This window comes from Amycolatopsis circi (assembly GCF_003385235.1).
GTDB classification, from domain to species: domain Bacteria; phylum Actinomycetota; class Actinomycetes; order Mycobacteriales; family Pseudonocardiaceae; genus Amycolatopsis; species Amycolatopsis circi.
Window position 1 is genome coordinate 16,392 of the sequence record NZ_PQIA01000086.1, and the last position, 24,872, is coordinate 41,263.

20 protein-coding genes and 1 pseudogene are annotated in these 24,872 nt (G+C 68.2%); 8 read left to right on the top strand and 13 right to left on the bottom strand.

The window, feature by feature from the left end; translation table 11 throughout:
• Positions 1-426 precede the first annotated feature (426 nt).
• Positions 427-3,750 carry a bifunctional lysylphosphatidylglycerol synthetase/lysine--tRNA ligase LysX gene (gene lysX / locus D0D37_RS30080; protein WP_116203970.1) on the bottom strand — a complete coding sequence of 1,108 codons (3,324 nt, stop codon included), beginning with the start codon at positions 3,748-3,750 and terminating at the stop codon, positions 427-429.
• Between the two features lie 245 nt (positions 3,751-3,995).
• On the opposite strand from lysX, the gene panB reads away from it, so the two are divergent.
• A complete protein-coding gene (gene panB / locus D0D37_RS30085) occupies positions 3,996-4,886 on the top strand; it encodes a 3-methyl-2-oxobutanoate hydroxymethyltransferase (RefSeq protein WP_116203971.1) in 891 nt (296 codons plus the stop codon).
• 44 nt (positions 4,887-4,930) lie between these two features.
• Here the strand turns inward: panB and D0D37_RS30090 are convergent, their stop codons facing one another.
• Positions 4,931-5,869, bottom strand: coding sequence for a cytochrome c oxidase assembly protein (locus D0D37_RS30090; RefSeq protein ID WP_116203972.1), 939 nt, complete (start codon positions 5,867-5,869; stop codon positions 4,931-4,933).
• A gap of 16 nt (positions 5,870-5,885) precedes the next feature.
• On the bottom strand, positions 5,886-6,833 hold the full coding sequence (locus tag D0D37_RS30095; protein ID WP_116203973.1) for an undecaprenyl-diphosphate phosphatase: 948 nt from the start codon (positions 6,831-6,833) through the stop codon (positions 5,886-5,888).
• 233 nt (positions 6,834-7,066) lie between these two features.
• Here D0D37_RS30095 and D0D37_RS30100 point away from each other — a divergent pair, with 233 nt between their 5' ends.
• Positions 7,067-8,041, top strand: coding sequence for a right-handed parallel beta-helix repeat-containing protein (locus D0D37_RS30100; protein WP_116203974.1), 975 nt, complete (start codon positions 7,067-7,069; stop codon positions 8,039-8,041).
• A gap of 151 nt (positions 8,042-8,192) precedes the next feature.
• Complete coding sequence (gene pip, locus D0D37_RS30105; RefSeq protein ID WP_116203975.1) at positions 8,193-9,131, top strand: prolyl aminopeptidase; 939 nt, start codon at positions 8,193-8,195, stop codon at positions 9,129-9,131.
• A 95-nt stretch (positions 9,132-9,226) separates the two neighbouring features.
• Here pip and D0D37_RS30110 read toward each other — a convergent pair whose 3' ends face one another.
• The 5 genes from D0D37_RS30110 to D0D37_RS30130 all read right to left on the bottom strand — a co-directional run bounded on the left by D0D37_RS30110 (position 9,227) and on the right by D0D37_RS30130 (position 14,812).
• Positions 9,227-10,030 (bottom strand): ABC transporter permease, encoded by an 804-nt coding sequence (locus D0D37_RS30110; RefSeq protein ID WP_425266981.1) that lies wholly within the window; start codon positions 10,028-10,030, stop codon positions 9,227-9,229.
• Positions 10,031-10,045: 15 nt separating this feature from the next.
• Positions 10,046-10,927: an ABC transporter permease gene (locus D0D37_RS30115; RefSeq protein ID WP_162834536.1), complete on the bottom strand. Its 882-nt coding sequence runs from the start codon at positions 10,925-10,927 to the stop codon at positions 10,046-10,048.
• 125 nt (positions 10,928-11,052) lie between these two features.
• Positions 11,053-12,261, bottom strand: coding sequence for an ABC transporter substrate-binding protein (locus tag D0D37_RS30120; protein ID WP_116203976.1), 1,209 nt, complete (start codon positions 12,259-12,261; stop codon positions 11,053-11,055).
• A gap of 26 nt (positions 12,262-12,287) precedes the next feature.
• The gene (locus D0D37_RS30125; RefSeq protein ID WP_116203977.1) at positions 12,288-13,364 is read right to left on the bottom strand and encodes an ABC transporter ATP-binding protein; all 1,077 of its coding nucleotides are present in this window, start codon (positions 13,362-13,364) and stop codon (positions 12,288-12,290) included.
• 32 nt (positions 13,365-13,396) lie between these two features.
• Positions 13,397-14,812 carry a gamma-aminobutyraldehyde dehydrogenase gene (locus D0D37_RS30130; RefSeq protein WP_116203978.1) on the bottom strand — a complete coding sequence of 472 codons (1,416 nt, stop codon included), beginning with the start codon at positions 14,810-14,812 and terminating at the stop codon, positions 13,397-13,399.
• A 113-nt stretch (positions 14,813-14,925) separates the two neighbouring features.
• Here D0D37_RS30130 and D0D37_RS30135 point away from each other — a divergent pair, with 113 nt between their 5' ends.
• Positions 14,926-15,669, top strand: coding sequence for a FadR/GntR family transcriptional regulator (locus tag D0D37_RS30135; protein ID WP_116203979.1), 744 nt, complete (start codon positions 14,926-14,928; stop codon positions 15,667-15,669).
• Between the two features lie 32 nt (positions 15,670-15,701).
• Complete coding sequence (locus tag D0D37_RS30140; protein ID WP_116203991.1) at positions 15,702-16,442, top strand: cache domain-containing protein; 741 nt, start codon at positions 15,702-15,704, stop codon at positions 16,440-16,442.
• Here D0D37_RS30140 and D0D37_RS30145 read toward each other — a convergent pair.
• Positions 16,432-17,850 carry a PucR family transcriptional regulator gene (locus D0D37_RS30145; RefSeq protein WP_116203980.1) on the bottom strand — a complete coding sequence of 473 codons (1,419 nt, stop codon included), beginning with the start codon at positions 17,848-17,850 and terminating at the stop codon, positions 16,432-16,434. The two genes, D0D37_RS30140 and D0D37_RS30145, sit on opposite strands and share 11 nt — an antisense overlap.
• Positions 17,851-18,004: 154 nt before the next feature.
• On the opposite strand from D0D37_RS30145, the gene gabT reads away from it, so the two are divergent.
• Together gabT and D0D37_RS30155 are read left to right on the top strand one after the other, a co-directional pair.
• Positions 18,005-19,360, top strand: coding sequence for a 4-aminobutyrate--2-oxoglutarate transaminase (gene gabT, locus D0D37_RS30150; RefSeq protein WP_116203981.1), 1,356 nt, complete (start codon positions 18,005-18,007; stop codon positions 19,358-19,360).
• On the top strand, positions 19,357-20,784 hold the full coding sequence (locus D0D37_RS30155) for an aldehyde dehydrogenase family protein (protein ID WP_116203982.1): 1,428 nt from the start codon (positions 19,357-19,359) through the stop codon (positions 20,782-20,784). The genes gabT and D0D37_RS30155 overlap by 4 nt, the downstream gene beginning before the upstream one ends.
• On the opposite strand, the gene D0D37_RS30160 is transcribed toward D0D37_RS30155, so the two are convergent.
• Both D0D37_RS30160 and D0D37_RS30165 read right to left on the bottom strand, forming a co-directional pair.
• Positions 20,765-21,529 (bottom strand): helical backbone metal receptor, encoded by a 765-nt coding sequence (locus tag D0D37_RS30160; RefSeq protein WP_116203983.1) that lies wholly within the window; start codon positions 21,527-21,529, stop codon positions 20,765-20,767. The two genes, D0D37_RS30155 and D0D37_RS30160, sit on opposite strands and share 20 nt — an antisense overlap.
• Positions 21,526-22,944 carry an RNB domain-containing ribonuclease gene (locus D0D37_RS30165; protein WP_425266980.1) on the bottom strand — a complete coding sequence of 473 codons (1,419 nt, stop codon included), beginning with the start codon at positions 22,942-22,944 and terminating at the stop codon, positions 21,526-21,528. The genes D0D37_RS30160 and D0D37_RS30165 overlap by 4 nt, the downstream gene beginning before the upstream one ends.
• 113 nt (positions 22,945-23,057) lie before the next feature.
• Between D0D37_RS30165 and D0D37_RS30170 the strand changes: the two genes are divergently transcribed.
• Positions 23,058-24,017, top strand: coding sequence for an ATP-binding protein (locus D0D37_RS30170; RefSeq protein ID WP_116203984.1), 960 nt, complete (start codon positions 23,058-23,060; stop codon positions 24,015-24,017).
• Positions 24,018-24,249: 232 nt separating this feature from the next.
• Here the strand turns inward: D0D37_RS30170 and D0D37_RS30175 are convergent, their stop codons facing one another.
• Together D0D37_RS30175 and D0D37_RS30180 are read right to left on the bottom strand one after the other, a co-directional pair.
• Positions 24,250-24,447, bottom strand: coding sequence for a hypothetical protein (locus D0D37_RS30175; RefSeq protein WP_116203985.1), 198 nt, complete (start codon positions 24,445-24,447; stop codon positions 24,250-24,252).
• Positions 24,448-24,471: 24 nt separating this feature from the next.
• Positions 24,472-24,872, bottom strand: a pseudogene (locus tag D0D37_RS30180) (hypothetical protein); the annotation flags it as partial.

Below are 24,872 nucleotides of genomic sequence, written 5' to 3' on the forward strand. Positions count from 1 at the left end.
GACACTATCCGCTACCACGAACTCACGCACCGAATCCTTGAGGGAGGTTACCGGATCATGGTTGGCGGGCTGCCAATACCTGTCTCGGAGACGGTACGCGGGGAAGCCAGGCGGTGGAGGGGCCATCGGCCGGGCGTGGTGCGAGGACCGGACGAGGTTTGGAGCGGCTGGCCGCGGCGGATGTCCGGGCGGACATCGGCGGCGGGCGGGACGAACGGCCATGGGACGGCGGCTCGCCAAGCAGAAGCTGAACGGCACGGCTCGCGGAGGACGGTTCACGACGGGACCGCAAGCTAGCGACGCACGACGCCGCAGGCAGGGCAGCTGTCGACTACATCCGCGTCAGGCAAGCTGCCGACGGACCGGCCGAAGACCCAGACGAATCAGGCCACCTCCAGGTCCAAGAACCCCGACCGCAGAACAGCCTCACCCCTGCGGACGGACGAACGGGAACAGCACCGTCTGCCGAATGGACGTCCCGCTCAGCATCATCAGCAGCCGATCCACTCCGAGGCCCAGCCCGCCCGTCGGCGGCATTCCGTGTTCCAGCGCCAGCAGGAAGTCCTCGTCCAGTTCCATCGCCTCGACATCCCCGCTCGCGGCCCGCAGGGACTGCGCCTCCAACCGGCGACGCTGTTCGAGCGGGTCGGTCAGCTCGGTGTACGCGGTCCCGACTTCCGAGCCGAACGCGATCAGGTCCCAGCGTTCGGCCAGGAGCGGGTCGGTCCGGTGCTGGCGGGTCAGCGGGGAAACCTCGGTCGGGTAGTCCGTGTAGAACGTGGGCAGGACGGTCGAACCTTCTACCAAATGCTCGTGCGCCTTCAAGACCAAGTCGCCCGAGCTGGCTTCTTCCGGCACGGGGACTCCGGCGGCGGCGCACAGTTTTCGCAACGTGGCGATCGGGGTGCGGGAGTCGATTTCCTCGCCCAAGGCGTCCGACACGGCTTTGTGCACCGGGATCACCGGCCAGTCGCCGGAGATGTCGTGTTCGACGACGCGGCCGTTGGCGTCCGGGCGTCGCACGATCTGTGCGCCGTACGCGGCTTCGGCGGCGTACTGGATCAGGTCGCGCATCAGGTGCCGCATGGCGTTGTAATCCGCGTACGCCTGGTACGCCTCCAGCATCGTGAATTCCGGGTTGTGGGTCGCGTCCACGCCCTCGTTGCGGAAGTTCCGGTTCAGCTCGAAAACCCGCTCGACGCCGGCCACGCACAGCCGCTTCAGGTACAGCTCCGGGGCGATCCGCAGGTACATCCGCATGTCGTACGCGTTGATGTGCGTGACGAACGGCCGTGCGTTGGCGCCGCCGTGAATGGTCTGCAGCATCGGGGTTTCGACCTCGAGGAAGTCGCCCTGGTGCAGACGTTCCCGTACCGCGCGAACCACCGTCGAGCGCAGGCGCAGCATGTTCGCGGAGTCCGGGTTGACCGCCAGGTCCAGGTAGCGCTGCCGTACGCGCGTCTCCGGGTCGGTGAGGCCCTTTCGCTTGTCCGGCAACGGGTGCAGACACTTCGCGGTGACGGTCCACTCGTCGACGAGCACGGACAGCTCGCCTCGGCGGGACGTGATTACCTCGCCGCTCACGCCGACGTGGTCGCCCAGGTCTACGCCGGTGCGCCAGCCGGTGAGGTCGAGAACCTTCGCGTCGAGCATCAGCTGCAGTTCGCCGGAGAAGTCCTTGATCCGCGCGAAGCACAAGCCGCCGAGGGTGCGCAGGGCGAGCACCCGACCGGCCACCCGAACGCGTTTTCCAGTGTGGGAATCCGGTTCCAGCTCGGAAAACGCGTGCACGATGTCGCCGAGGTGGTCTTCGCGGGAGAAACCGACCGGGTACGGGTCCACTCCGAGTTCCCGCAGTTTGTCCACTTTGGCCACTCGCACGCGCACCTGTTCCGGACGGCGCTTGGGCCGCGGCACGACCTGCGCCGCTTCCTCGTCGATCCGCCGGACCTGCGCGACGAAGTCCTCCCCCACGTTCTCCAGCCGCAGCGACCGCGCGCGTCCGGTGGGCACGAAGCCCTCCAGCGCTCCCGCGACGATGCCGACTCGCGGGAGCCGTCGCGCGGAGGAGTAGCAGAGGAACCGCGGTTCCCATTCCGGGCCGTACTTGGCGTTGGACCGGTACAGCGATTCCAGCTGGAAGAACCGCGACGCGAGGCCGAGCACGGCCCGCCACGCGCGCAGCACCGGACCGGCGCCGATGCGCTCGCCTTCGGAGAACACCGCGCGGAACATCGCGAAGTTCAGCGAGATCCGCTGCGCTCCGACGTGCTGCGCGGCCGCGACGACCTCGGCGACCATGAACTCGTTGAGCCCGTTTTCGGCGTCCCGGTCACGGCGCATCAGATCCAGCGAGAGACCTCGACGGCCCCACGGCACGAACGACAGCAGGCCGCGAAGCTCGCCGCGGGCGTCGTACGCCTCGACCATCACGCTGCGGCCGTCGCTCGGGTCGCCGAGACGGCCGAGTGCCATCGAGAAGCCGCGCTCGGTCTCGTCGACGCGCCACTGCTGCGCGCGGGCGAGAAGCTGCGCCATCTCGTCTTCGGGGATTTCGCTGTGTCGCCGGACCTGCACCGTGTACCCGGCGCGCTGGATCCGCTTCACCGCCTGTCGCACGGATTTCCGCTCAGGGCCGGTAAGCGAGAACTCTCGGACGTCGAGGACCGCTTCGTCACCGATCTGCAGCGCGCGCAGCCCCGCCGCGGCGTACACCTTCGCGCCCTTTTCGCTCGCGCCGAGCACACCCGGCGTCCAGCCGTACGTACGCGCTTCGTGGAGCCACGCCTGCACCGCGTCCGGCCAGGCGTCGGGGTCGCCGATCGGGTCCGCGCTCGCCACCGTGGTGCCCGCGAGCACTCGGTACGTCACCGCGGCGCGGCCGTTCGGCGCGAACATGACGCTCTTGTCGCGGCGCGTGGCGAAGTAGCCGAGCGAGTCGTCCTCGCCGTACTCGCCCAGCAGACGGCGCAGCTGCAGCTCTTCGTGGTCTGTCCGAATGCGACGGCTGCGTACGCCGCGGAAGAGCGTGTACAGCGCGGCAGTGGACACGAAGGTCGCGCCGAGGTCGAGGACCACGTCGATCCACGCCGGGCCCTCGCCGACGCCGATCCGGCGCAGCTGCAGGTTCTCGCCGGTGGCGTGGTTGACCACCCAGGCGAACCGCTCCCACGCGTCGCCAAGGCTGCCCGGGAATACCTCGGTGAGTGCCCAGCCGCACACGATCACCCCGAGGAACCCGATGAACAGCACGGAAAGCCCGTTCCACCAGGCGCCGGGGGCGAGCCGCGCGGGGAAGGCGGGCCGCAGCGACAGCAGGAGAACGATCAGCAGGATCGAGATCACGTCGGCGACCGCGAGCGCGCCCACCTGTGTCGGGATGTGCCGCATCTGCCGAGCGGTGAGAGTCAGCAGGTCGGGAGCCCACAGCAGCAGCGCCTGCAGGACCAGCGTGGTCACCAGTCCGGCGACCTGGAACAGCACGAGCACGTACAGCGCGGCCTTCTTGCGCCTGCGCAGCGCCGCGCCGAGCACGACGAGCAGCAGCACGATCACCAGGCTCGAACTGGTCGGCACGCTCACCACGCCGAACGCCATGTCGATGCCGTTCAGCAGGTGCCCGTGCCGTCCGCCGGCGAGCAGCAGCACGATCGAAAAGATCGCCGCCAGCTGCACGACAGTGGCCACGAGACCGCCGGCGCGGGCCTTCCAGCCGAGGCTGCGCGGGCGGGCGCTCACTGGGGTTCCCATCGGTACCTTTCTTGCGACGCTGCCGCTCCGTCGAGTGGCGGCGCCGGACTTTCTCACCACCGGACGCATATCGGTCCGATGCCTATCAAGACGTCACAGGAGGCAAAACGGTTGTCGCTACCCGGCCGTGTGAAGCTGGTCGCACGACCTTGGGGCCCTCCCGCGCGCGTGTCACGCTGTGTCCGGTACTGACTCCACGACCCGGGGACCTCCGCGAGGCCTCGAGGGAAGGACGGTCGACGACGATGTCTGCCCAGTCTGCCCAACCCGATGGCGCCGCCGGCGAGGTGGCCGCCCCTTACGGAACCGGACCCGCGAGCGGTGCCGGTCCGGCCAAGCCGCGAAAAGTCCGGATTCACCATCTGCGAGAGCTGAAGGACCGCGGCGAACCGTGGCCGATGCTCACCGCTTACGACATGTATACCGCCGAGCTTTTCGACGAAGCAGGCATCCCCGTGTTGCTGGTCGGCGACTCCGCGGCGAACAACGTGTTCGGTTACGACACGTCGCTGCCGGTCACCGTCGACGAACTGCTGCCGCTGGTCCGTTCGGTCACCCGGGCCGCGAAACGCGCGCTCGTGGTGGCGGATCTGCCGTTCGGCTCCTACCAGCTGTCCCCGGAGCAGGCGCTGGCCACGTCCGTCCGGTTCATGAAGGAGGGCCGCGCGCACGCGGTCAAGCTCGAAGGCGGGCACCGGTTCGCGGCGCACGTCGAGGCGCTCACCTCGGCCGGGATCCCGGTCATGGGCCACATCGGCTTCACCCCGCAGAGCGAGCACAACCTCGGCGGCTACCGGGTGCAGGGGCGCGGCGAAGCGGCGGAGAAGCTGCTCGCCGACGCGCTGGCCCTGCAGGAAGCCGGCGCGTTCGCGGTCGTGATGGAGATGGTGCCGGCCGAGGCGGCCAAACGCGTCACGCACGAGCTGAAGATCCCGACGGTCGGCATCGGAGCCGGTCCGGACTGCGACGCCCAGGTGCTGGTCTGGCAGGACATGGCCGGCCTGCGCCGCGGGAAGGCGCCGCGATTCGTGAAGCGGTACGCCGATGTCGCCGGGGTGCTGCAGAGTGCCGCGACGGCGTTCGCCGAGGACGTCCGGCGCGGCGAGTTCCCCGCGCCTGAGCACGCGTTCCACTGAGCCGCCTCGTGAGTGCCGATCCCGGTTAGAACCGTGATCGGCACTCACGAGCGGCGGAACCGTTCGGCCAGCTCCGGATCGTTCTCCCACCACAATCCCTTCGCCGGTGCCTCGCCTGCCTCTGCCTCCTCGTCCAGCTTCCGGTCGAGCCGTTTCGCCCGTTTTTCGTCGTCGCGCGCCCACCTGATGAACAGCGCGCCCACGAACGGCAGCCCGGCGACGTCTCCGCCGATCCACAGCACGCCCGCGCCGATGATCTGGTCCGTGCGGCGGTCCGGTCCCCAGTCGCGGTGCACTGCGTCGTAATGCGCGGGCGCGAGCAGCGGGCCGAGCCACAGCACGAGCCCGAGCGCGCCGTCGAACACCACTTCGGTGAACGAGATCCACACCGACACCAGGTGCGAGCCGTTGCGCGGCGTCGGATCGAGCTGCACGCGGCTGTAGAAGTACAGGAAGGCGGCCAGCACGAGCGCCACGCGCACGAGACCGCCGACGACCGCTGAGTCGAGCGAAAGCTCGTACAGCGGCGTGAGGTAGATGAGCAGGAACGGCGCGATCAGCACCGCGGTGACGCACAGCGGGAACGTGATGAACTGTGCAAACCGGCCACGGCCGTGCGTACGCAGCCACTCGGCGAGTCTGGGCGGCGCGGTGCGCATCAGCAGCGTCACCGGCGCGCCGAGCGCGAGCAGCAGCGGCGTCACCATGAGCAGCACAGTGTTCTGCGTAGCGCGGACCCAGAACAGCGTCGTGTCGTACACGCCGAGGAACGAGCACGTGACGAGGACGAGCGTGGCCAGCCCGGTAAGGAACGCTGTGGTCCGTCCGGCCGACCATTCCTGACGGCGGGCCGCAGCGACGTAACCGACGCCGAGGGCGAGCGCGACAACCACGGCCGGGACGTCGGCGGTCCAGGCCGTGAAGAGCGTCGATCCGCTCAGCGGCGGCAGGTCAGGCACGATTTCGATGCGTTCAGTGTGCACCCGGCGAAATCGCGCCCTACGCCGCCCCTGAGACCGCGAAGAAGATCAGACTGCCGATTCCGGCGACGGCGCAGTAGATGGCGAAGGGGGTCAAGGTGCGCGTTTCAAAGTATTTCGTCAGAAAACGGACAGAAATGTAGGACGCCACAAACGCCACCACGCTGCCGACAAGCGCCGGGCCGAGCGACGGCTTGTTCTCCGGCGTGAACAGCGACGGCATCTTCAACGCGCCCGCGGCGAGGATCACCGGCGTCGCGAGCAGCCAGGCGAAGCGGGCCGCGTCCTCGTGGTCGAGGCCGCGCCGCAGGCCGGCCACCATGGTGATGCCGGAGCGGCTGATCCCGGGCAGCAGAGCCAAAATCTGCGCCGAACCGATGAGCACGGCTTCCTTCACGCTCAGCTTCGAGAGCCGGACGTCGGTGGCCTCATCGATGGTCACCGCGCGCATCACCATCGTCTCCTCGGCGCTGAAGTCGATCGTCTCCTCCGTGCGCGAGACGTCCGTCTTCGGCTTCCGGGAGAACTTCTCCGCGGCGAAGAGCACCCCGCCGTTGAGCGCCAGGAAGATCGCCGACGGAACCGGTTTGCCGAGGACGTCGCGCAGCAGGCTTTCCAGCAGCAGCCCGGCGATGCCGACCGGGATCGTGGCGAGGATGAGCAGCCACGCGAGCCGCTGGTCGGCCGTGCGGACCTCGCGCCGGCGGATCGACGTCCACAGGCCGGTGACGATGCGCACCCAGTCGCGCCGGAAGAAGAGGATCAGCGCGATCGCGGTGGCGACGTGCATCGCCACCAGCACCGCGAGATACGGCGAATCCTTCCCGATGCTCAGGTCGCGTCCCCAGCTTCCGCCGACGAGCGCGGGCAACAGGACGCTGTGTCCGAGACTGGACACCGGAAACAATTCCGACACGCCTTGCAAAGCGCCGACGACAATGGACTCGAGGTAGCTGACCGCGGACATTCACGGGCCTTTCTCGCCGCAGTTCGGGCATTCCGCGGAAAAGCTACCGAGGACCGGGTTAACTCCGAGCAAGCCGGGCGGGAACAGTCGCAGGCGACACTTTCCGGCCACCCTTTGTTCATCCTGTTCACATCCATGAACATCAATCATGTACTTGACCAGTGTTCTCTCGATGTCTTAGCGTGAGCGCACGCCGCATCCGAAGTCATCGAGCCTCGACGAGGAGGGTTGGAATGCGTGTCCGCGATCGGGTTCTGGCAGCCACTGCCGGAGCCGCAGCACTGCTCGCACTCGCCACACCCGCGGCGTCCGCCGGGACTGTCCCGGTCAAGACTTCCGCCGAACTGAAGACGGCGCTGGCCTCGGCCAAGCCGGGCACCACGATCCAGCTGGCCGCGAACACCACCTACACCGGCAACTTCAAGGCCGCCGCCAACGGCACCGGCTCCAGCCGGATCACCCTCACCGGCCCGCGCAGCGCGGTCGTGCAGGCGTCCGGCGGCCGCACCATCGAGCTGACCGGCAGCTACTGGACGCTGTCCGGCTTCACCGTCACCGGCGGCCAGAAGGGCGTGATGGCGCTCGGCGTCAACCACACGCTGGTGGACGGGCTCAAGGTGACCGGCATCGGCAACGAGGGCATCCACTTCCAGCACGGCAGCAGCGACAACGTCGTGCAGAACTCCGAAATCTCCGACACCGGCAGGGAAAACGGCGGCTTCGGCGAGGGCATCTACTTCGGCTCGGCCACCAGCAACTGGCCGAACGGGCAGCCTGATCACAGCGACCGCAACAAGGCGATCGGCAACAAGATCGGGCCGAACGTGCGCGCGGAGTCGATCGACGTCAAGGAAGGCACCACCGGCGGCGAACTGCGCGGCAACACCTTCGACGGCACCGGCCAGAGCGGCGAGAACTACGCCGACAGCTGGGTCGACGTGAAGGGCAACGGATACCTGGTCACCGGCAACAAGGGCAGCAAGGTCTTCGTGCACGACGCGACCTACGGGTCGTTCGAGGTCCACGTGCAGGTCGACGGCTGGGGCCAGAACAACACCTTCTCGGACAACACCGCGGACGTGCAGGCGCCCTCGGCCTACGGTTTCTACGTGGTCAAAGCGGCCACCGGAAACAAGGTCTGCGCCAGCAACAAGGTGACGAACGCAGGGAAGGGCTTCGCGAACGTAGCCGCGACACCAGGCTGCTGACCGCGATCACAGACGGGGGCCCGCTCAGCCCGGCGGCGGGGGCGGGCCCCCACCCACCTCCTCGTGAGTGTTTATCGCGGTTCTAACCGCGATAAACACTCACGACCCCCGGGTGCGGCGCCGGCACGAGCCTTCGGGAAGAGTGTCCGGCATGGACGAGCTTTACCCGCCGATCCTGGTGCGAGCCGACGGAATGCTGGACGTCGGCGACGGGCACCGGATCTACTGCCAGGAAGCTGGTAACCCGCAGGGGAAGCCGGTGGTGGTCCTGCACGGCGGGCCGGGAAGCGGCTCCGCCCCGATGACCCGGCGGCACTTCGACCCCGAGGCGTACCGGATCATCCTGTTCGACCAGCGCGGCTCCGGCCGCAGCACGCCCAACGCGGGCGATGATCTGTCGGCGAACACGTTGTGGCACTTGGTGTCCGACATGGAGCTGCTGCGCGAACGGCTGAACATCGAGCGATGGCAGCTGTTCGGCGGGTCGTGGGGTTCGACGCTTGCCTTGGCGTACGCGGAAACCCATCCGTCGCGAGTGTCCGAAATGGTCTTGCGCGGGATTTTCACCGTGCGCCAGCGGGAACTCGACTGGCTTTACCGTGGCGGGGCGGCGAATCTCTTCCCCGCGGAGTGGGACGCCTTCCTGGAGCCGCTGGACAACCTGGAAGACCCGCTGGCCGGGTACGCCGAGCTGCTCCACTCCCCCGATCCCGCGGTGCGCGAACGGGCCGCGATCGCTTGGAGCGTCTGGGAAGGCGCGACGGTGGCGTTGCTGCCGCAACAGTCCTTTGTGAACCAATACGCGAATCCGCAGTTCGCGCTGACGTTCGCTCGCCTTGCGGTGCACTACTTCCAGCACGGCGCTTGGCTGGAAGAAGGCCAGCTGATCCGCGACGCCGACCGGCTCGCCGGGACTCCGGGGGTGTTGGTGCAGGGGCGTTATGACGCGGTGTGCCCGCCGATCACGGCGTATCAGCTGCATCGGGCTTGGCCAGGTTCGACGTTGAAGCTCACCGAATCCGCGGGCCACGCGGTCACTGATCCCGGCATTCTCGCGGCTCTCCGCGAGGCGACCGACGGCTTCCGGTAGTCCGCCGCGCGAGCCCGGCACTCGGTTTAACGCCGTGAGGGGAACCCTCACGGAATCAGATTCCCTCAGGGTTCCCCTCACGGACTTGCCCGGAGCTAGATCCGGCCGCCGCTGGAGCTGTCGCCGCCGGAAAGCCGCTGTGCCAGGTAGACCGGCACCGTCGACACGATGATCAGCACCGCCGCGACCACGTTGACCACCGGGGCCTGGTTCGGGCGGAACAGGTTGTTGTAGATCCAGATCGGCAGCGTTTCCATGCCCGTGCCGAGGGTGAACGTCGTCACGATGATCTCGTCGAACGACAGCGCGAAGGCGAGCAATCCGCCTGCCAGCAAAGCGGAGCGCAGCATCGGGAACGTCACCAGGCGGAACGTCGTCATGCCGTCCGCGCCAAGGTCCATCGACGCTTCTTCGAGGTTCCCGCCCATCCGGCGCAACCGGGCGACCACATTGTTGAACACGACCACGATGCAGAACGTGGCGTGCGCGACGATCGCCGTCATCAGGCCGAGATCAAGGCCGAAGATCGTCCGGAACGCGTTGTTCAGCGCGATGCCGGTGACGATGCCGGGCAGCGCGATCGGCAGGATCACCAGCAGCGACAACGAGTTCCGGCCGAAGAACCGGTACTTCTGCAACGCGAACGCGGCCATCGTGCCGAGCACCAAAGCGATCGCGGTCGCCGAAAGCCCGGCGATGATGCTGGTCCACAAGGCATGCAGGGCACCCTCGTTGGTGATCGCCCGGCCCCACCATTCGAGGGTGAAGCTCTTGGGCGGCCATCCGAACGTCGTGTCGGCGTTGACCGAGTTCAGCAGGACCACCAGCAGCGGGAAATAGATCACCGCGAATCCGACTCCGAGCGCGGTCCACAACAGCACCCGGGCGGGTTTCGACATCCGCACGGCGGTCTCCTAGAGGTTGTCCAGCGCACCGGTGCGACGCACCGCGGCCAGGTAGACGAGCATGATCACGACCGGAACCGTCGCGACGGTCGCGGCGAACGGCAGGTTGTTGGCCGCGCCGATGTTGTCGTACACGACGTTTCCGAGCATCTGCGAGGTGCCGCCGACGATCTTCACCGCGATGTAGTCGCCGAGCGACAGCGAGAAGGTGAAGATCGAACCCGCGACGATCGCCGGGAACGTCAGCGGCAGGATCACCGAACGGAACGTGCGGAACGACTTCGCGCCGAGGTCGCCGGAAGCGTCCACCAGGGACGTCGGAAGCTTTTCGAGGCCCGCGTAGATCGGCAGGATCATGTACGGAAGCCAGAGGTAGGACAGCGTGATCACGGTCGCGGTGACGCCGTAGCCCGGGCCGGAAATGCCGAGCGGGTTCAGCAGCCAGTTGAGAACGCCGTTGCCGGACAACAGGGTCCGCCACGCGTACGCCTTCACCAGGTAGCTCGCCCACAGCGGCGTCATGACCATGATCACCAGCAGCCGCTGCGCCCGCGGCGACGCGAGTTTGGCCATGGCGAACGCCATCGGGAACGCGATCACCGCGTCGATCACGGTCACCAGCAACGCGATGCCGACGGTGCGGAACGTGATCGTGCGGTAAACCGAATCACTGAAAAGAGTGACAAAGTTGTCGAGGGACCAGTCAGTGACCACCTTGCCGGTGAAGACGTCGGTGGACCAGAAGGCCGTGATGAAGAGGGCGGCGAGCGCGCCGAGGTAGGCCAGGCCGAGCCAGAGCATCGGCGCGGTGAGGAGAAGTCCGAGGCGCAGCTTGGGTTTGCGGTGGAAGAAAGCCGAGATGCGGTGACTCGGCGGGCTCACGGCGGTCATGTCGTAGCACTTTCCGGTGGAGACGGGAGAAGAGCCGAGGGCTGCGGGAACATTGGGGAGGGCCCGCAGCCCCCGGCGGACTCGCGGACGCCGGCGCGGTGGGTACCGGCATCCGCGAGAGTCGATCAGCCCTTGATCTCGGTCCAGGCCCGGGTCCAGTCGCCGTAGTCCTTGCACTTGACGTCCGTGCGGCCGTCGAGGCACTGCGGGATCGGAGTGGTCCAGTACTGGATCTTGGCGGCGTACGCGGCGTCGTTGGCGTGGTAGGTGTCGCACAGCGACTTGTCCTTGAACTCCGCACAGGCCTTGGAGTTCGCCGGGGCCTCACCGAAGTACTCGGCGACCTGGGCGTTCACCTTCGGGCTCGTGATGTAGTCCATCCACTTGTACGCACACGTCTTGTGCTGCGACTTCGCGGAAACCATCCACGTGTCCGACCAGCCGGTGGCGCCCTCGCTCGGCACCGTGGCCGCGATCGGCGCGCCCTCGCTCTTCGCGAGGTTCACCGTCACCTGCCAGGCCGTGCCGATCACGCCGTCGCCGCTCTTGAGCGACTGCGTTTCCTTGAGGTAGTCCGACCAGTACTCCTCGACCAGCGGGCGCTGCTTCTTGAGCAGGTCCGTGGCCGCCTTGAACTGCTTGTCGTCCAAGGCGTACGGGTTCTTGATGCCCAGATCAGGCTGGTGCGCCATCAGGTACAGCGCGGCGTCGGCGATGTAGATCGGGGAGTCGTACGCGATGATCTTGCCCTTGAACTGCGACTTCTCGTCGAACATCGGCGACCACGACTTCGGCTCCGGCTGCACCTTGTCGGTGCGGTAGGCCAGGACGTTCGCGCCCCAGCCGTGCGGGATGCCGTAGGCGACGTTGTTGACGCTGTTCCACGACTTGTTCTTGAGGAACGGGTAGATGTCGTTGTAGTTCGGGACGAGCGCGGTGTTGACCGGCTCGACGTCGCCCGAGGCGACCAGCCGCAGCGAGGCGTCGCCGGAGGCCGAAACCACGTCGTACTGCCCGGTCTTCATCAGCGTCACGGCCTCGTCCGAGGTGCCGAACGGCTTGACGTTGACCTTGCATCCGGTCTGCTGCTCGAACGGCGTGACCCAGTTGACCTTCGCGTCGTTCGAGCCGTTTTCCGCGTAGCCGGGCCACGCGAGCACGTTCAGCTGGCCTTCCGGCTGTCCGAGCTGCGTCAGCGCGTTCAGCTTCGGCGGAGTGAAGCCCTGTGCGCCTGGCGCCGACCCCGCTTTGGAGTCGGAGCCCGAGGTGCCGCAGGCAGCGAGCAGGAGGCTCACGCCGCACAGCCCTGCGAGCAGCGTCTTCCTGTTCTTCATAGCGAGAGAAACCTTCCCGTGAGGAACTAGCCGGCTTCGGGGACCCGGAAACTGTGTTCGCGGCGCCAGCGCAGGCGAACGCGACCGTCGGAGAACTCGGTCGGCTCGCTGGTGTTCTGGCGGACAACGGACAATTGGCCCCCGGCATCGAGCGCGACAGCGTAGCGCACCGTCGAACCGGCATAAACGACATCCGTGACCGAACCGGTCGCCGAAGTCTCTCCGGGACCGGCCGGGGACGCAAGGTCTCCGTCGATGCGGATCTTCTCCGGCCGGATGCTGTACACGCCCGGCCTGCCGATCACCGCCTCCGCGCTGCGCCCGCTGAGCAGGTTCGACGTGCCGACGAACCCTGCCACGAAGGCACTTGCGGGGCGTTCGTAGACCTCGACCGGAGTGCCGACCTGTTCGATGCGGCCCGCGTTGAACACGGCGATCCGGTCGCTCATGGTGAGCGCCTCGTCCTGGTCGTGGGTGACGAAGACGAAGGTGATGCCGACCTCGCGCTGGATCTGCTTGAGCTCGACCTGCATGGTCTGGCGGAGCTTCAGGTCAAGCGCGCCAAGGGGTTCATCCAAAAGCAACACTTTCGGGTGATTTACGAGAGCGCGGGCGAGCGCGACGCGCTGTCGCTGTCCACCGGACATCTGCGACGGCTTGCGGTCGCCGAAGTCGTCCAGCCGCACCGTGCGCAGCGCTTCCTTCGCCCGGTCGCGGCGTTCGGCTTTCGCGACCCGCTTGACTTTCAGGCCGTACTCCACGTTCTGCTGCACGGTCATGTGCGGGAAGAGCGCGTAGTCCTGGAACACCGTGTTGACGTCGCGGTCGAACGGAGCCAGTTGGCTCACGTCCTTGCCTTCGAGTTCGATCGTGCCCGCGGTGGGCAGTTCGAACCCGGCGATCATCCGCAGCACGGTGGTCTTGCCGGAACCGGACGGGCCGAGCATCGAGAAGAACTCGCCGGGCGGGATGTCGAGGTCGACCCCGTCCACGGCGCGCACCTTGTCGAAGTGCTTTTCCAGTCCGGTGAGCCGGATCGCCGGCTGGCCGGTCTGCGGACGCCTTCCCGGCGGCCGGGTCTCGGCGGGGGCTTGATGGGGCATGGCGGGCCTTCCGATGGATCTGGTCACGACGGCTACAGCGCACTCATCACGTGCTTGACGCGGGTGTAGTCCTCGAGGCCGTACAGCGAGAGGTCCTTGCCGTAGCCGGACCGCTTGAACCCGCCGTGCGGCATCTCGGCCACGAGCGGAATGTGCGTGTTGATCCACACGCAACCGAAGTCGAGTTTCGCCGAGAACTTCATGGCGCGCTGATGGTCCTTGGTCCACACCGAGGAGGCGAGGCCGTAGGGAACGCCGTTGGCGTGCTTGAGCGCTTCGTCGTCCTCGGTGAACCGCTGCACCGTGATGACCGGGCCGAAAACCTCGTTCTGGATGATCTCGTCGTCCTGCCGGACGCCGGAAACCACGGTGGCCTCGTAGAAATAGCCCTCGTCGCCGGAGCGCCGTCCTCCACAGTGGACAGTCGCGTGCCCGGGCAGCCGGTCGATGAAGCCGGAGACCTTTTCCAGCTGCGCGGCGTTGTTGAGCGGACCGAAGGCGACGTCGTCGGCCGTGCCGGTCTTGTTCGCCTCGGCCTGGCGGGTGAGCGCGTTGACGAAAGTGTCGTGCACGTCGTCGTGGACCAGCACGCGAGTGGCGGCGGTGCAGTCCTGGCCCGCGTTGAAATACCCGGCCGCGGCAATGGCTTCGGCGGCGGCTTCGAGATCCGCGTCTGGGAACACGATCACCGGGGCCTTGCCGCCCAGTTCGAGGTGCACGCGCTTGACGTCGTGCGCCGCCGAACCGGCGACCTCGATGCCCGCTCGCACCGAACCGGTGATCGACACCATCGCCGGAATGTCGTGCTCTACCAAGGCACGTCCGGTGTCGCGGTCGCCGCAGATCACGTTGAACACGCCCGCGGGCAGGTGTTCGCCGCAGATTTCCGCGAGCAGCAGCGTGGACGCGGGCGTGGTGTCGGACGGCTTGAGCACGATGGTGTTGCCCGCGGCGAGGGCCGGCGCGATCTTCCAGATCGCCATCATCAGCGGGTAATTCCAGGGCGTCACCTGCGCGCAGACGCCGACCGGCTCGCGGCGGATGAACGACGTGTGGCCTTCCATGTACTCGCCGGCCGAACGGCCTTCGAGCACGCGCGCGGCACCGGCGAAGAAACGCACCTGGTCGATGACCGCGGGCAGCTCCTCCTCCATGGTCAGCGCGAACGGTTTACCGGTGTCCTGCGCTTCGACGCGGATGATCTCCTCGCCGCGCGCTTCGAGCGCGTCGGCGATCTTCAGCAGTGCGAGCTGCCGCTGCGCCGGGGTGGTCTCGCGCCAGCTTTCGAACGCTTCCGCGGCGACCTTCAGCGCGCGGTCCACATCCTCGGCACCGGCCACCGGCGCGGTGCAGTACGCACGGCCGGTAACCGGGTCGACGATTTCCGCGACCTTTCCGGACAGCGAGTCGACGTAGGTCCCGCCGACGTAGTGCTTCAACTCCTGCACGCGTGCGCCTCCTGACTCTCCGTGGCAGGATGAAACATATAACTCCATATTTCAAATGACAAGGCCCTGGGGCAGGATTGGCTCCAACGGATGCCGAGACGGGTGGACCAACGATGCGCAAGGAGATGTCGAACAGCGCACGACTGGCGATGTTCGCCCCGCTGGAACAGGTGGGGCGCGCGGAAGCGGTCGCGGCGCGGCTCTTCGACGCCATCACGCTCGGTCTGCTCGACGACGCCGAGCAGTTGCCGAGCGAGGCCGAACTCGCCGCGCAGTTCCGGGTCTCCACCGTCACTGTCCGCGAGGCGCTCGCGGTGCTGCGGCAGCAGGGTCTCGTCGAAACGCGGCGCGGACGCGGCGGCGGCAGTTTCGTGCGCACACCGGACTGGCCCGCGCAGAGTTCGTGGGCCGAACGCCTGCGATTGGTCTCAATGGCTGAACTTCGCGACTTCGGCGACCACTATCTCGCCGTCGCGGGCTCGGCCGCGAAACTCGCCGCCGAACGCAGCACTCCCGAAGATCTCGAACGGCTCCGGCTCACCGCGGAAGACCTCCTCGGCGCGAGCGGCCCCGACGCGACCCGCGCGGAACGGCACTTCCACCTCGAAGTCGCTGCCGCCGCACAGTCCCCGCGGCTCACCAACCAGGAAGTTCAGCTGCAGAGCGAACATGGCGTATTGCTGTGGGCGCCCCTCGGCGACAAGGAAGCCTGCCGTGGGTCCTACGCTGAGCACCAGGCGATCGTCTCCGCGATCGCCTCGGCCGACGGCGATCGGGCGCGCGCCTTGACCGAAGACCACCTCCTCGGTGCGCTCGACCGGCTCGCTGATCTGCACCTGACCCTCGAAACGCCGTAAGCTCCGATGACCCGCATCACGAGGTGAGCATCGTGCCCGACACCCGCACGCTGACCGGCGAAGAGGTAGTGACCCAGGTTTCCGCCCTCGTCGAGGAGATTTTCGCGCGCCTGAAACCAGTTCTGGCCGCCGCCGAAACGCTGCTCGCCGAGCCCGGCGACTCCACCGCCGAAGCGCTGCACACGATCCGGCCGCAGGTCATCGAGGCGCTCGGCGGCCTCGTGGTCGGCGCGGGCTTCGTGAGCGCGCCGAATGTCCTTGCCGATCAGGAATTCGGCTTCGAGTGGTGGACTTCCTGCCGCACCGACGACGGTTCGCCGGAACAGCTGTTCATCAGCCTCGACCCGGAGAGCCCTAATTTCCTTGACTACACGCGGCAATCGTGGTTCACCGTCCCGCGCGACAGCGGGCGGCGGCACGTCAACGGGCCGTACGTGGACTATCTCTGCACCGACGAGTACACGCTCACCTTCACCGTGCCTGTCACGCGCGGTGAGGAATTCGCCGGAGTCGTTGGTGCGGACGTGTATGTGCGCGAGTTCGAGCGCACGGTGAGTCGCCGGCTTCGCGCGCTCGGCCGGACCGCCGCGTTGCTCAACGCGCAGGGACGGGTGATCGTGTCGAACAGCGTGCGGAAGGCGACCGGGTCGCTGGTGCGCGAGATCGACGTGCCTGCCTGGTGGGCGTCCGGCGCGGAACCGTATACGGCGCCGGGCGGGACGACGTTGCGGCGGTGCGGGGATTCGCCGATCACGTTGCTGGTCACGACCTGATCTGGAGAGCGAACCACAGTTCCGCGCGGACGCCTGGTGCGTCGAGGTCTCGGCCCAGCAGTTCGGCCGCTTTCGTGACTCGGTTGCGCAGGGTGTGCCGGTGCACGCCGAGCTTCGTCGCGGCGATGTCCCAGTGACCGTGGTGTTCGAGCCAGCAGCGCAGGGACAGCTCCAGGTCGCCGCGGCCGGTGCGGTCGAACTCCCGTATCGGTGCCAGGAGCTGGTCGGAAAACGCTTGCGCGGCTTGGTGATCGACCAGGCCGAGCAGCCCGGCCCCGGCGTGGTCGGCGTACCGCAGCATCGGCACTCGCTGTGTCCGCGCTGCCTCGGCTGCTTCTTCCGCCTGCCTCAGCGCGGTCGGGAACTCCCCGTCAGACAGTCCACTGTGGAATTCTCCGGTCTCGGCAACGATCGTGCTCACCTCGTCGTTCTCCGCCAGCACGATCAGCTTGTCTCCGCGATGTGCGGCGAACACCTGCCCGGCAAGGGTTTCCAGCCGTTCGTACAGTGTGTTCCGGGCAGCCTTGCTCCCTGCTGCCGCGAGGACCGTCCACGGCTCTGGCGGAAGATCCGGCACCACCTCGTGGGCCAGCTCATTGTGTCCGGCGGCGAGCAGCTCCAGCACGCCGGTGTGCAGCTGGGACAGCGAAACCCGTTGCGCTCGATCCTGTTCCAGGGCAAGGGAAAGCAGCGAGACGGCCGTGTTGACGATGTGCTGGCCGGTGCTGTCCAACGGTTCCGCGGTGCCGACCGCCAACGCACCCCGCGTATGCAGAGTCTGGATTACGACCTCGTCGTCGCCATGGGACACCACGCGCGTGCCCGCGCGAAGGCCAGTGACGTCCAGCTCGACACTGCGCGCTTTGGCCGAGGAAGCCTCGCGCACGCGTCCAGCGGAGTCGTATAGCACGACCCAGCCGTCGACGAGCCGCGCGAGCCGCCGCACCACTCCTCCGGCACCGCTGCGGCCGACCGCGCCCGCCGCCAGCTCTTGTTGAGCCCGGCCGATCCGCACTGTCGCGGCGTATTCGTCGGCGGCGACCGAACGGGACACCGCGCGCGTGATCGCGATGAACGGCGTCTTCCGCGGCACCTCCAACACCGGCAACCCGACCTCGTCGGCGACTGCCACCAATGCGTCCGGCACCTTCGCGTGACTCAGCCCCACGCCGAAGCCGAGGCCCGCGACGTCAGCCTCGACCAGCCGCCGGACGTACGCGGCGTAGGTCGCGCTGTAGAGCGTCAGACCGGTCGTGAGCAGCAGTTCCCCGCCTTCGAGGAAGCTCTGCGGGTCGGTCAGTTCGGTGGGGTGCACCCAGCCGATCGGGTGGTCCAGCCCGGCCTCGCCCGCGACCACGCGCAGGCCGAGCGCGGGTTCGGCGGCGAGCGCTCGCAGGGTGAGTGCCATAACGGCTAAGTATAGCTGCTGAATTGGACAGAACGGCCAGCTGACGGCGAGCGGCGAAGGCCCCATCCTGAGGGTCGACCCACCTGAAAGCTCGTGAGTGCCTATCGCGGTTCTAACCGGGATCAGCACTCACGACCCGCGACGTAGGAGCGCCGTGACCACGAGCACCGCCGCCGAGCCGCAGGCTCCGGCACCCCGGCAGCGCAGGCTGCAGACCGAGATCCCCGGGCCCGTCTCCCGCGCGCTGCAGGAGCGCCGCGCGAACGCGGTCGCCGCCGGGGTCGCGTCGACGCTGCCCGCCTACATCACTTCCGCCAGCGGCGGCCTGCTCACCGACGCCGACGGCAACGTGCTGATCGACTTCGGGTCCGGGATCGCGGTGACGAGCGTCGGGCACTCCGCGCCCGAGGTGGTCGACCGCGTGCGCGAGCAGGCGGCGCTGTTCACCCACACCTGTTTCATGGTGACCCCGTACGAGGGTTACGTGGAGGTGTGCGAGGCGCTGGCCGAGCTGACGCCGGGCGACCACGCGAAGAAGTCGGTGCTGTTCAACTCCGGTGCCGAAGCGGTCGAGAACGCGGTGAAGATCGCCCGCACCGCCACCGGCCGCCAGGCCGTCGTGGTGTTCGACCACGCCTACCACGGCCGCACCAACCTGACCATGGGCATGACCGCGAAATCGGTGCCCTACAAGCACGGTTTCGGCCCGTTCGCGCCCGAGGTGTACCGCGTGCCGGGCTCGTACCCATACCGCGACGGGCTGGCCGGCCCGGAGGCCGCGCGGCAGGCGATCGACCGGATCGAGAAGCAGATCGGCGGCGACCAGGTCGCGGCCGTCGTGCTTGAGCCGATCCAGGGCGAGGGCGGGTTCATTGAGCCCGCGCCCGGCTTCCTGCCCGCGATTTCGTCGTGGTGCAAGGCGAACGGCGTCGTGTTCGTCGCCGACGAGGTGCAGACCGGCTTCTGCCGCACCGGAAACTGGTTCGCCTCGCAGCACGAGGACGTCATCCCCGACCTGGTGTGCACGGCCAAGGGCATCGCGGGCGGTCTTCCGCTCGCCGCGGTGACCGGGCGCGCGGAGCTGCTTGACGCGGTCGGCGCGGGCGGGCTCGGCGGCACCTACGGCGGCAACCCGATCGCGTGCGCCGCGGCGCTAGGCGCGATCGAGACCATGCGTAACGACGGTCTTACCGGCTCGGCGAAGCGCATCGAAGAGCTGGTGCTGCCGCGACTTCGGGCGCTGGCCGAGGAAACCGGCGTGATCGGCGATGTCCGCGGACGCGGCGCGATGCTGGCTGCCGAGTTCGTCAAGCCTGGCACGAATGAGCCGGACGCCGACCTTACGAAGCGCATCGCCGCCGCCTGCCACGGGCAGGGTGTCGTGGTGCTGACCTGCGGCACGTACGGCAACGTCGTCCGGCTGCTTCCCCCGCTGTCCCTGTCCAACGAGTTGCTCGACGAAGGCCTCGCCGTTCTCGAGTACGCAATCCGCACGGAGGCCCGCAAGTGACTTTCCCGTTCTGGGTGGCCGGAAAGCCGGTAACCAGCAGCGAAACGACCGTCGTCCGGCATTCGTTCGACGGTTCCGAGGCAGGTTCGCACTACCTGCCCGGACCGTCCGAAGTAGAGGCTGCGGTCCAGGCCGCGGCCGACGTCGCCGACGAGTACGCGACGCTGCCCGCGCACGTCCGTGCGGGCGCACTCGACCACATCTCGCGGCGGCTTTCCGAGCGAGCGGAGGAGATCGCGCAGCTGATCACCGCCGAATCGGGCAAGCCGCTGAAGTGGTCGCGCGGCGAGATCGGCCGTGCGGTGTCGACGTTCCGCTGGGCCTCCGAGGAAGCCCGCCGGTTCTCCGGCGACCTGCAGCGGCTCGACACCGACCCCGGCGGCACCGGACGGCTCGCGCTCGTCCGGCGCGTGCCGCGCGGCCCGGTGCTGGGCATCACGCCGTTCAACTTCCCGCTGAACCTGGTGGCGCACAAGGTCGCCCCGGCGATCGCGGTCGGCGCGCCGATCGTGCTCAAGCCGGCCCCGGCGACGCCGCTGACCGCGCTGCTGCTCGGCGAAATCCTTGCCGAGACCGACCTTCCGGCGGGCAGCTGGTCGATTCTGCCGCTGGGCAACGAAGCGACCGCCGAACTGGTCAAGGACCCGCGGTTGCCGGTCGTGTCGTTCACCGGTTCGGTGCCGGTCGGCTGGGCGATCCGCGACAGCGTGCCGCGCAAGCACGTCGCGCTGGAACTCGGCGGCAACGGCGCGGTGCTGGTCTGTCCGGATTGGACTGACCTGGACTTCGCCGCACAGCGGATCGCGACGTTCGCCATGTACCAGGCCGGACAGTCGTGCATCTCGGTGCAGCGCGTGTACGCGCACACCGACGTCTACGACGAGTTGCAGGCGAAGGTTCTCGAGCAGGTTGCCGCGCTGCGCACCGGAAACCCGCGCGAGGACGGCGTCGACGTCGGCCCGTTGGTCAACGAGGCAGCCGCTTCGCGAGTCGAATCCTGGGTCACCGACGCGGTTGTCGCCGGTGCCAAGCTGCTGGCCGGTGGTGGCCGTAAGGGGGCGACGGTGGAGCCGACCGTGCTCGCCGAAGCTCCCGAGGACGCTTCGGTGATGGCGGACGAGGTGTTCGGTCCGGTGGTCTCGCTGGTCCGGGTGTCCTCTGTGGACGACGGTGTCGAGCGGATCAACGCGTCCCGCTTCGGTTTGCAGACCGGCGTATTCACTCGCGACCTGCCGACGGCGTTCGACGTGTCCGCACGACTCAAGGTGGGCGGCGTGCTGGTCGGCGACGTGCCGAGCTTCCGCGCCGACCAGATGCCCTACGGCGGGGTGAAGGACTCCGGCGTCGGCCGGGAAGGCCCGGCCGCGGCGATGGCGGACTTCACCGAGGAGCACGTGACTGTCCTTACTGGACTGACTCTCTGAGCGCCGCGTAGGCGTCCACGAGGGACGGTCCGTACCACGTGAGGTAGCGCCCGGAAAGCAACACCGGGCGCATCTCCGGGAAGAAGCCGGGGCCGTCGTCCTGGGTGAATTCGTACGGCTCGTCGGGCAATACAACCAGGTCGGCCCCGGTCTCGCGGAGTTCTTCCAGCGACGGCCGGGGATACCGCTCGGAATGTCCTGAGTAGACGTTTTCGATCCCGACCCGGCGCAGCACGTCTCCGGCGAACGTGTCGCGTCCCAGCACGATCCAGGGCTTGCGCCACACCGGAATCACGGCCCGGTGCCGCACCGGCTCCACTTCGCGCCACAGCTCGTCCGCGGTGTCGAGCCATTCCGGTTCGTCGATGCCAAAGACCTGGCCGAAAATCCGCCGCAATGATCCCAGCGCGGCGGGCACGGACTCCGCCGCCGCCATCACGAACACCGGAATCCCGTTGGCGCGCAGGGTTTCCACGTCCTCCGGCCGGTTCTCCTCGGAGTTCGCCAGCACCAGATCCGGTTCGAGCGCCAGCACCCGGTCGAGCTTCGGATACTTCGACCCGCCGACCCGTTCCACGTCCAGATCGGCCGGATGCGTGCAGTAGTCCGTCGCCCCGATCAGCCGCCCGGGCGCGCTGACCTCGACCGCCTCGGTCAGCGACGGCACGAGCGACACCACCCGCGTCGGCGGTCCCTCGATCGGCACCGGCTCGCCGAGATCGTCAACCAGTTCCGCGTTCCTCATACCCGTTCGAACGACACCTTCCGCTGCTCGACGTCCACCTCGGTCAACCGCACCGCGATCCGCTCGCCCTCCGGGAACTTCTCGCCGGAGCACTTCGCCATCACCGGCGGGTTCTCGACCAGGATTTCCGCGCGCGTCTCCTCCGCGCGCAGCACCACCGCGGTGAACTCGTGACCCACATGCTCAGCGAGTACCCACGCCTCGACCTGATCTATGCACGCACGCTCCACCCGTGCCGCCAGACTGTCCGAAGCGGACATCTGCGCCGGCACTTCGGACAATGCCTCGCGCACCCAATCCGGCACGTCTCGGCCAGCGGTCACCGCCAGGCACACCTCGGTGCCGAACCGGTCCACCAGCCGACGAATCGGTGCGGTGACATGTGCATACGCCCCGCCGATCCCGGCATGTGTCGTAACCGCAGGCAATTCTCCGGCAAAGGCCGTGTAGCCCGCGCCCCGCAGCAGCCGCGTGGTGTCCGCGTACAACGCCATCGCCGAGGGCTGCCCAGGGTCCAAAGTAGACAGAAACTCGGATACCGTCAGCTCGACCGGCCAGGCCAACCCGGTCGCCGCCGCGGACCGGCGCAGCCATTCCACCGCGTCCGGTTCGGGCGACGGCAGCGTCCGCAACACCCCGATCCCGGCGTCGATCATGATCCGCGCCGCGGCCATCCCGGTGAGCAAAGAGATCTCGGCGTTCCACGCGTCGACAACCGTCCGCGGCCGGCGTGCGAGAATCCAGCCGCCGTCGGTGTCGCCGCTGATTTCCTGCTCCGGCAACTGCAATTCGACCGCGCCGCGCTGGACCGCCAGGCTGCGCCGCAACCGGCCGAGATCCGGCAACGCCGCCACCGACGGATGCGGTTTCCCCGCCTCCAGCGACGCCTGGACCCCTTCGTAGTCAAGCTGTTCCGTCGAACGCACCAACGCCCGCCGAACCCGCGTGGCGACGATTTCCCCGGCCTCGTCGACGTCGATGGTCCACAGCACCGCGGGCCGGACCTCGCCCGGCAGCAGGCTGGCCGCGTCCTCGGACAGCACCGGCGGATGCAGCGGGACGTTGCCGTCCGGGAGATACAACGTCTGCCCGCGCCGCCGCGCCTCGTGATCGAGCGCCCCGCCCGGCGGGACGAACGCCGCCAGGTCCGCGATCGCGTACTGCACCCGGAACCCGCCAGTGCGCCGCTCGATCACCATCGCCTGGTCGAGGTCCTTGGACCCGGGCGGATCGATCGTGACGAACGGCAGGTCAGTGGCGTCCTCGCGGCGGCCGGCCGACGCGAGCGGATCGAGCACCGCCGCCTCGGCCTCCGCGAGCACCGCGGGCCCGAACGACTCCGGCAGCGCGAATTCCGCCCGGAGACGACCGAAGTCCCCTCCCGACGCTGGTGTCCTCAGCACGAGTGGCGGCACGGTCCAACACTATCCCGCCGAACCGCCGATGATCGCCGGTTCGGGCGCGGGCCGGTCGGGTGTAGCCTGCCTGGCATTGATAATCGTCTTCATTTTCAGAAGGGGTCGGATCGGTGAAGATCGCGTTCGTCGGCAAGGGCGGCAGCGGGAAAACCACGCTCTCGTCTCTGTTCGTCTCTTACTTGGCAGGCGCGGGCAAACCGGTGCTGGCCATCGACGCGGACATCAACCAGCACCTCGCGGTAGCCCTGGGCGCGACCGAAGAGCAGGCATTGGCGTGGCCGACCCTCGGCGACAACATGCCGCTGATCAAGGAGTACCTGCGCGGCGACAACCCGCGGATCCCGTCCGCCGAGGCGATGATCAAAACCACCCCGCCCGGCCGGGGTTCGCGACTCGTGCGCCCCTTCGAGGACAACCCCATCTTCGACACCTGTTTCCGCCCGCTAGGCGAGGTGCGGCTGGGCGTCACCGGCCAATTCGACGAGGACGACCTGGGCGTCGCCTGCTACCACTCGAAGGTCGGTGCGGCCGAGCTGCTGCTGAACCACCTGGTGGACGGCACGGACGAGTACGTCGTAATGGACATGACCGCCGGTGCGGACGCGTTCGCCTCGGGTCTGTTCACGCGCTTCGACGTGACGTTCTTGGTGTGCGAGCCGACCCTGCGCAGCGTCGGTGTTTACCGTCAGTACGCGGATCATGCGCGGGACTTCGGGGTTCACCTGGTTGCCGTCGGGAACAAGGTGACCGACAGCGACGATGTCGATTTCCTCACCGAGCAGCTGGGTTCGGCACTGCTGGGCTGGATGACGACGTCCGGCCACGTCCGAGCCGCGGAACGCGGGACCACCCGGCCGATCGGCGAACTGGAACCGCGCAACCTGGCGACGCTGGCCGCGATGCAGGAACTGGTGGACGCGACGCCGCGGGATTGGGCGCGGTATCAGCGGCAGGGGGTGGAGTTCCACCTACGCAACGCGCGAGCCTGGGGGAACGGGCGCGCGGGGGCGGATCTGGAGGAGCAGGTGGACCCGGAGTTCGTGCTGGATCCGGCTGTGGTGGCGGGATAGCTGACCGGTTTCAAGGCATCACGCCGCCGACCGGACATTGACCTGTCCGGTCGGCGGTTTCCGCTCTCCGGCCGAACCGGCGTCGCTGCTCACCCGACGGCAGGTGCCTCAGCCGATGCCGTCCGCGACGCCTCGACTGCCCCGCCTTCAACGGATCCGGGCTTACCTCGACGCTTTGCGGCCCGGCCGGGCAACTCCCGCCAGTCCGGCCTGATGGCGAGGATTCAGCCGGTCAGTCGCCGTCCCAGGAACGGTCGGCGGCGTCGGCCTGGCGGGTGCGTTCGCGGGCGATGTCGAGCGCCCGGCGGGCCGTGGCCTCGTCCGGGTACGGGCCGAGGAGGTCGGCTCCGCGGCTGCGTTCCAGGTGCTCGACTTCGCGGGTCCGGGTGTTGTAGTACCAGCCCTGGTCCGGGTTCGGGTCGTCAGACATGGGTTCAGCCTGACACCTCGCCGCTCACTTGCGCCAGCGGAACGGGACCTCGGTGGGCTGCCCGGTGGGCCCGAAGTCGGCCGGGCCTTCGTCCTCGTGGTCGGGATGCTCGTCGAACCACCCGCGGTTGTCCGGAACCGGGATGCCGCGGGGCGGGGTCGCCGCGTCGTCCGCCGGGGAGGACGCGCCGTAGTCCGGCTTCGGCACCGGCGGCACGGCTGATTCCTTGCCCGGAAAGACCGGCCGCTCGTCCCGATACGTCCGCGACGGCGGCGGTGGCCCGGACGGACCGGTCTCCTGCCCGGGAAAAACCGGCAGCGGCCGCCCGTCCGGCCCGGTCTCCTCGGAGCGACGGCGGCCGCTGGGCTGCGGGAGCTGGAACGGGACGCCCGTCATGGGAGGGGTCGGCTGCGGTGGTGTGGGGG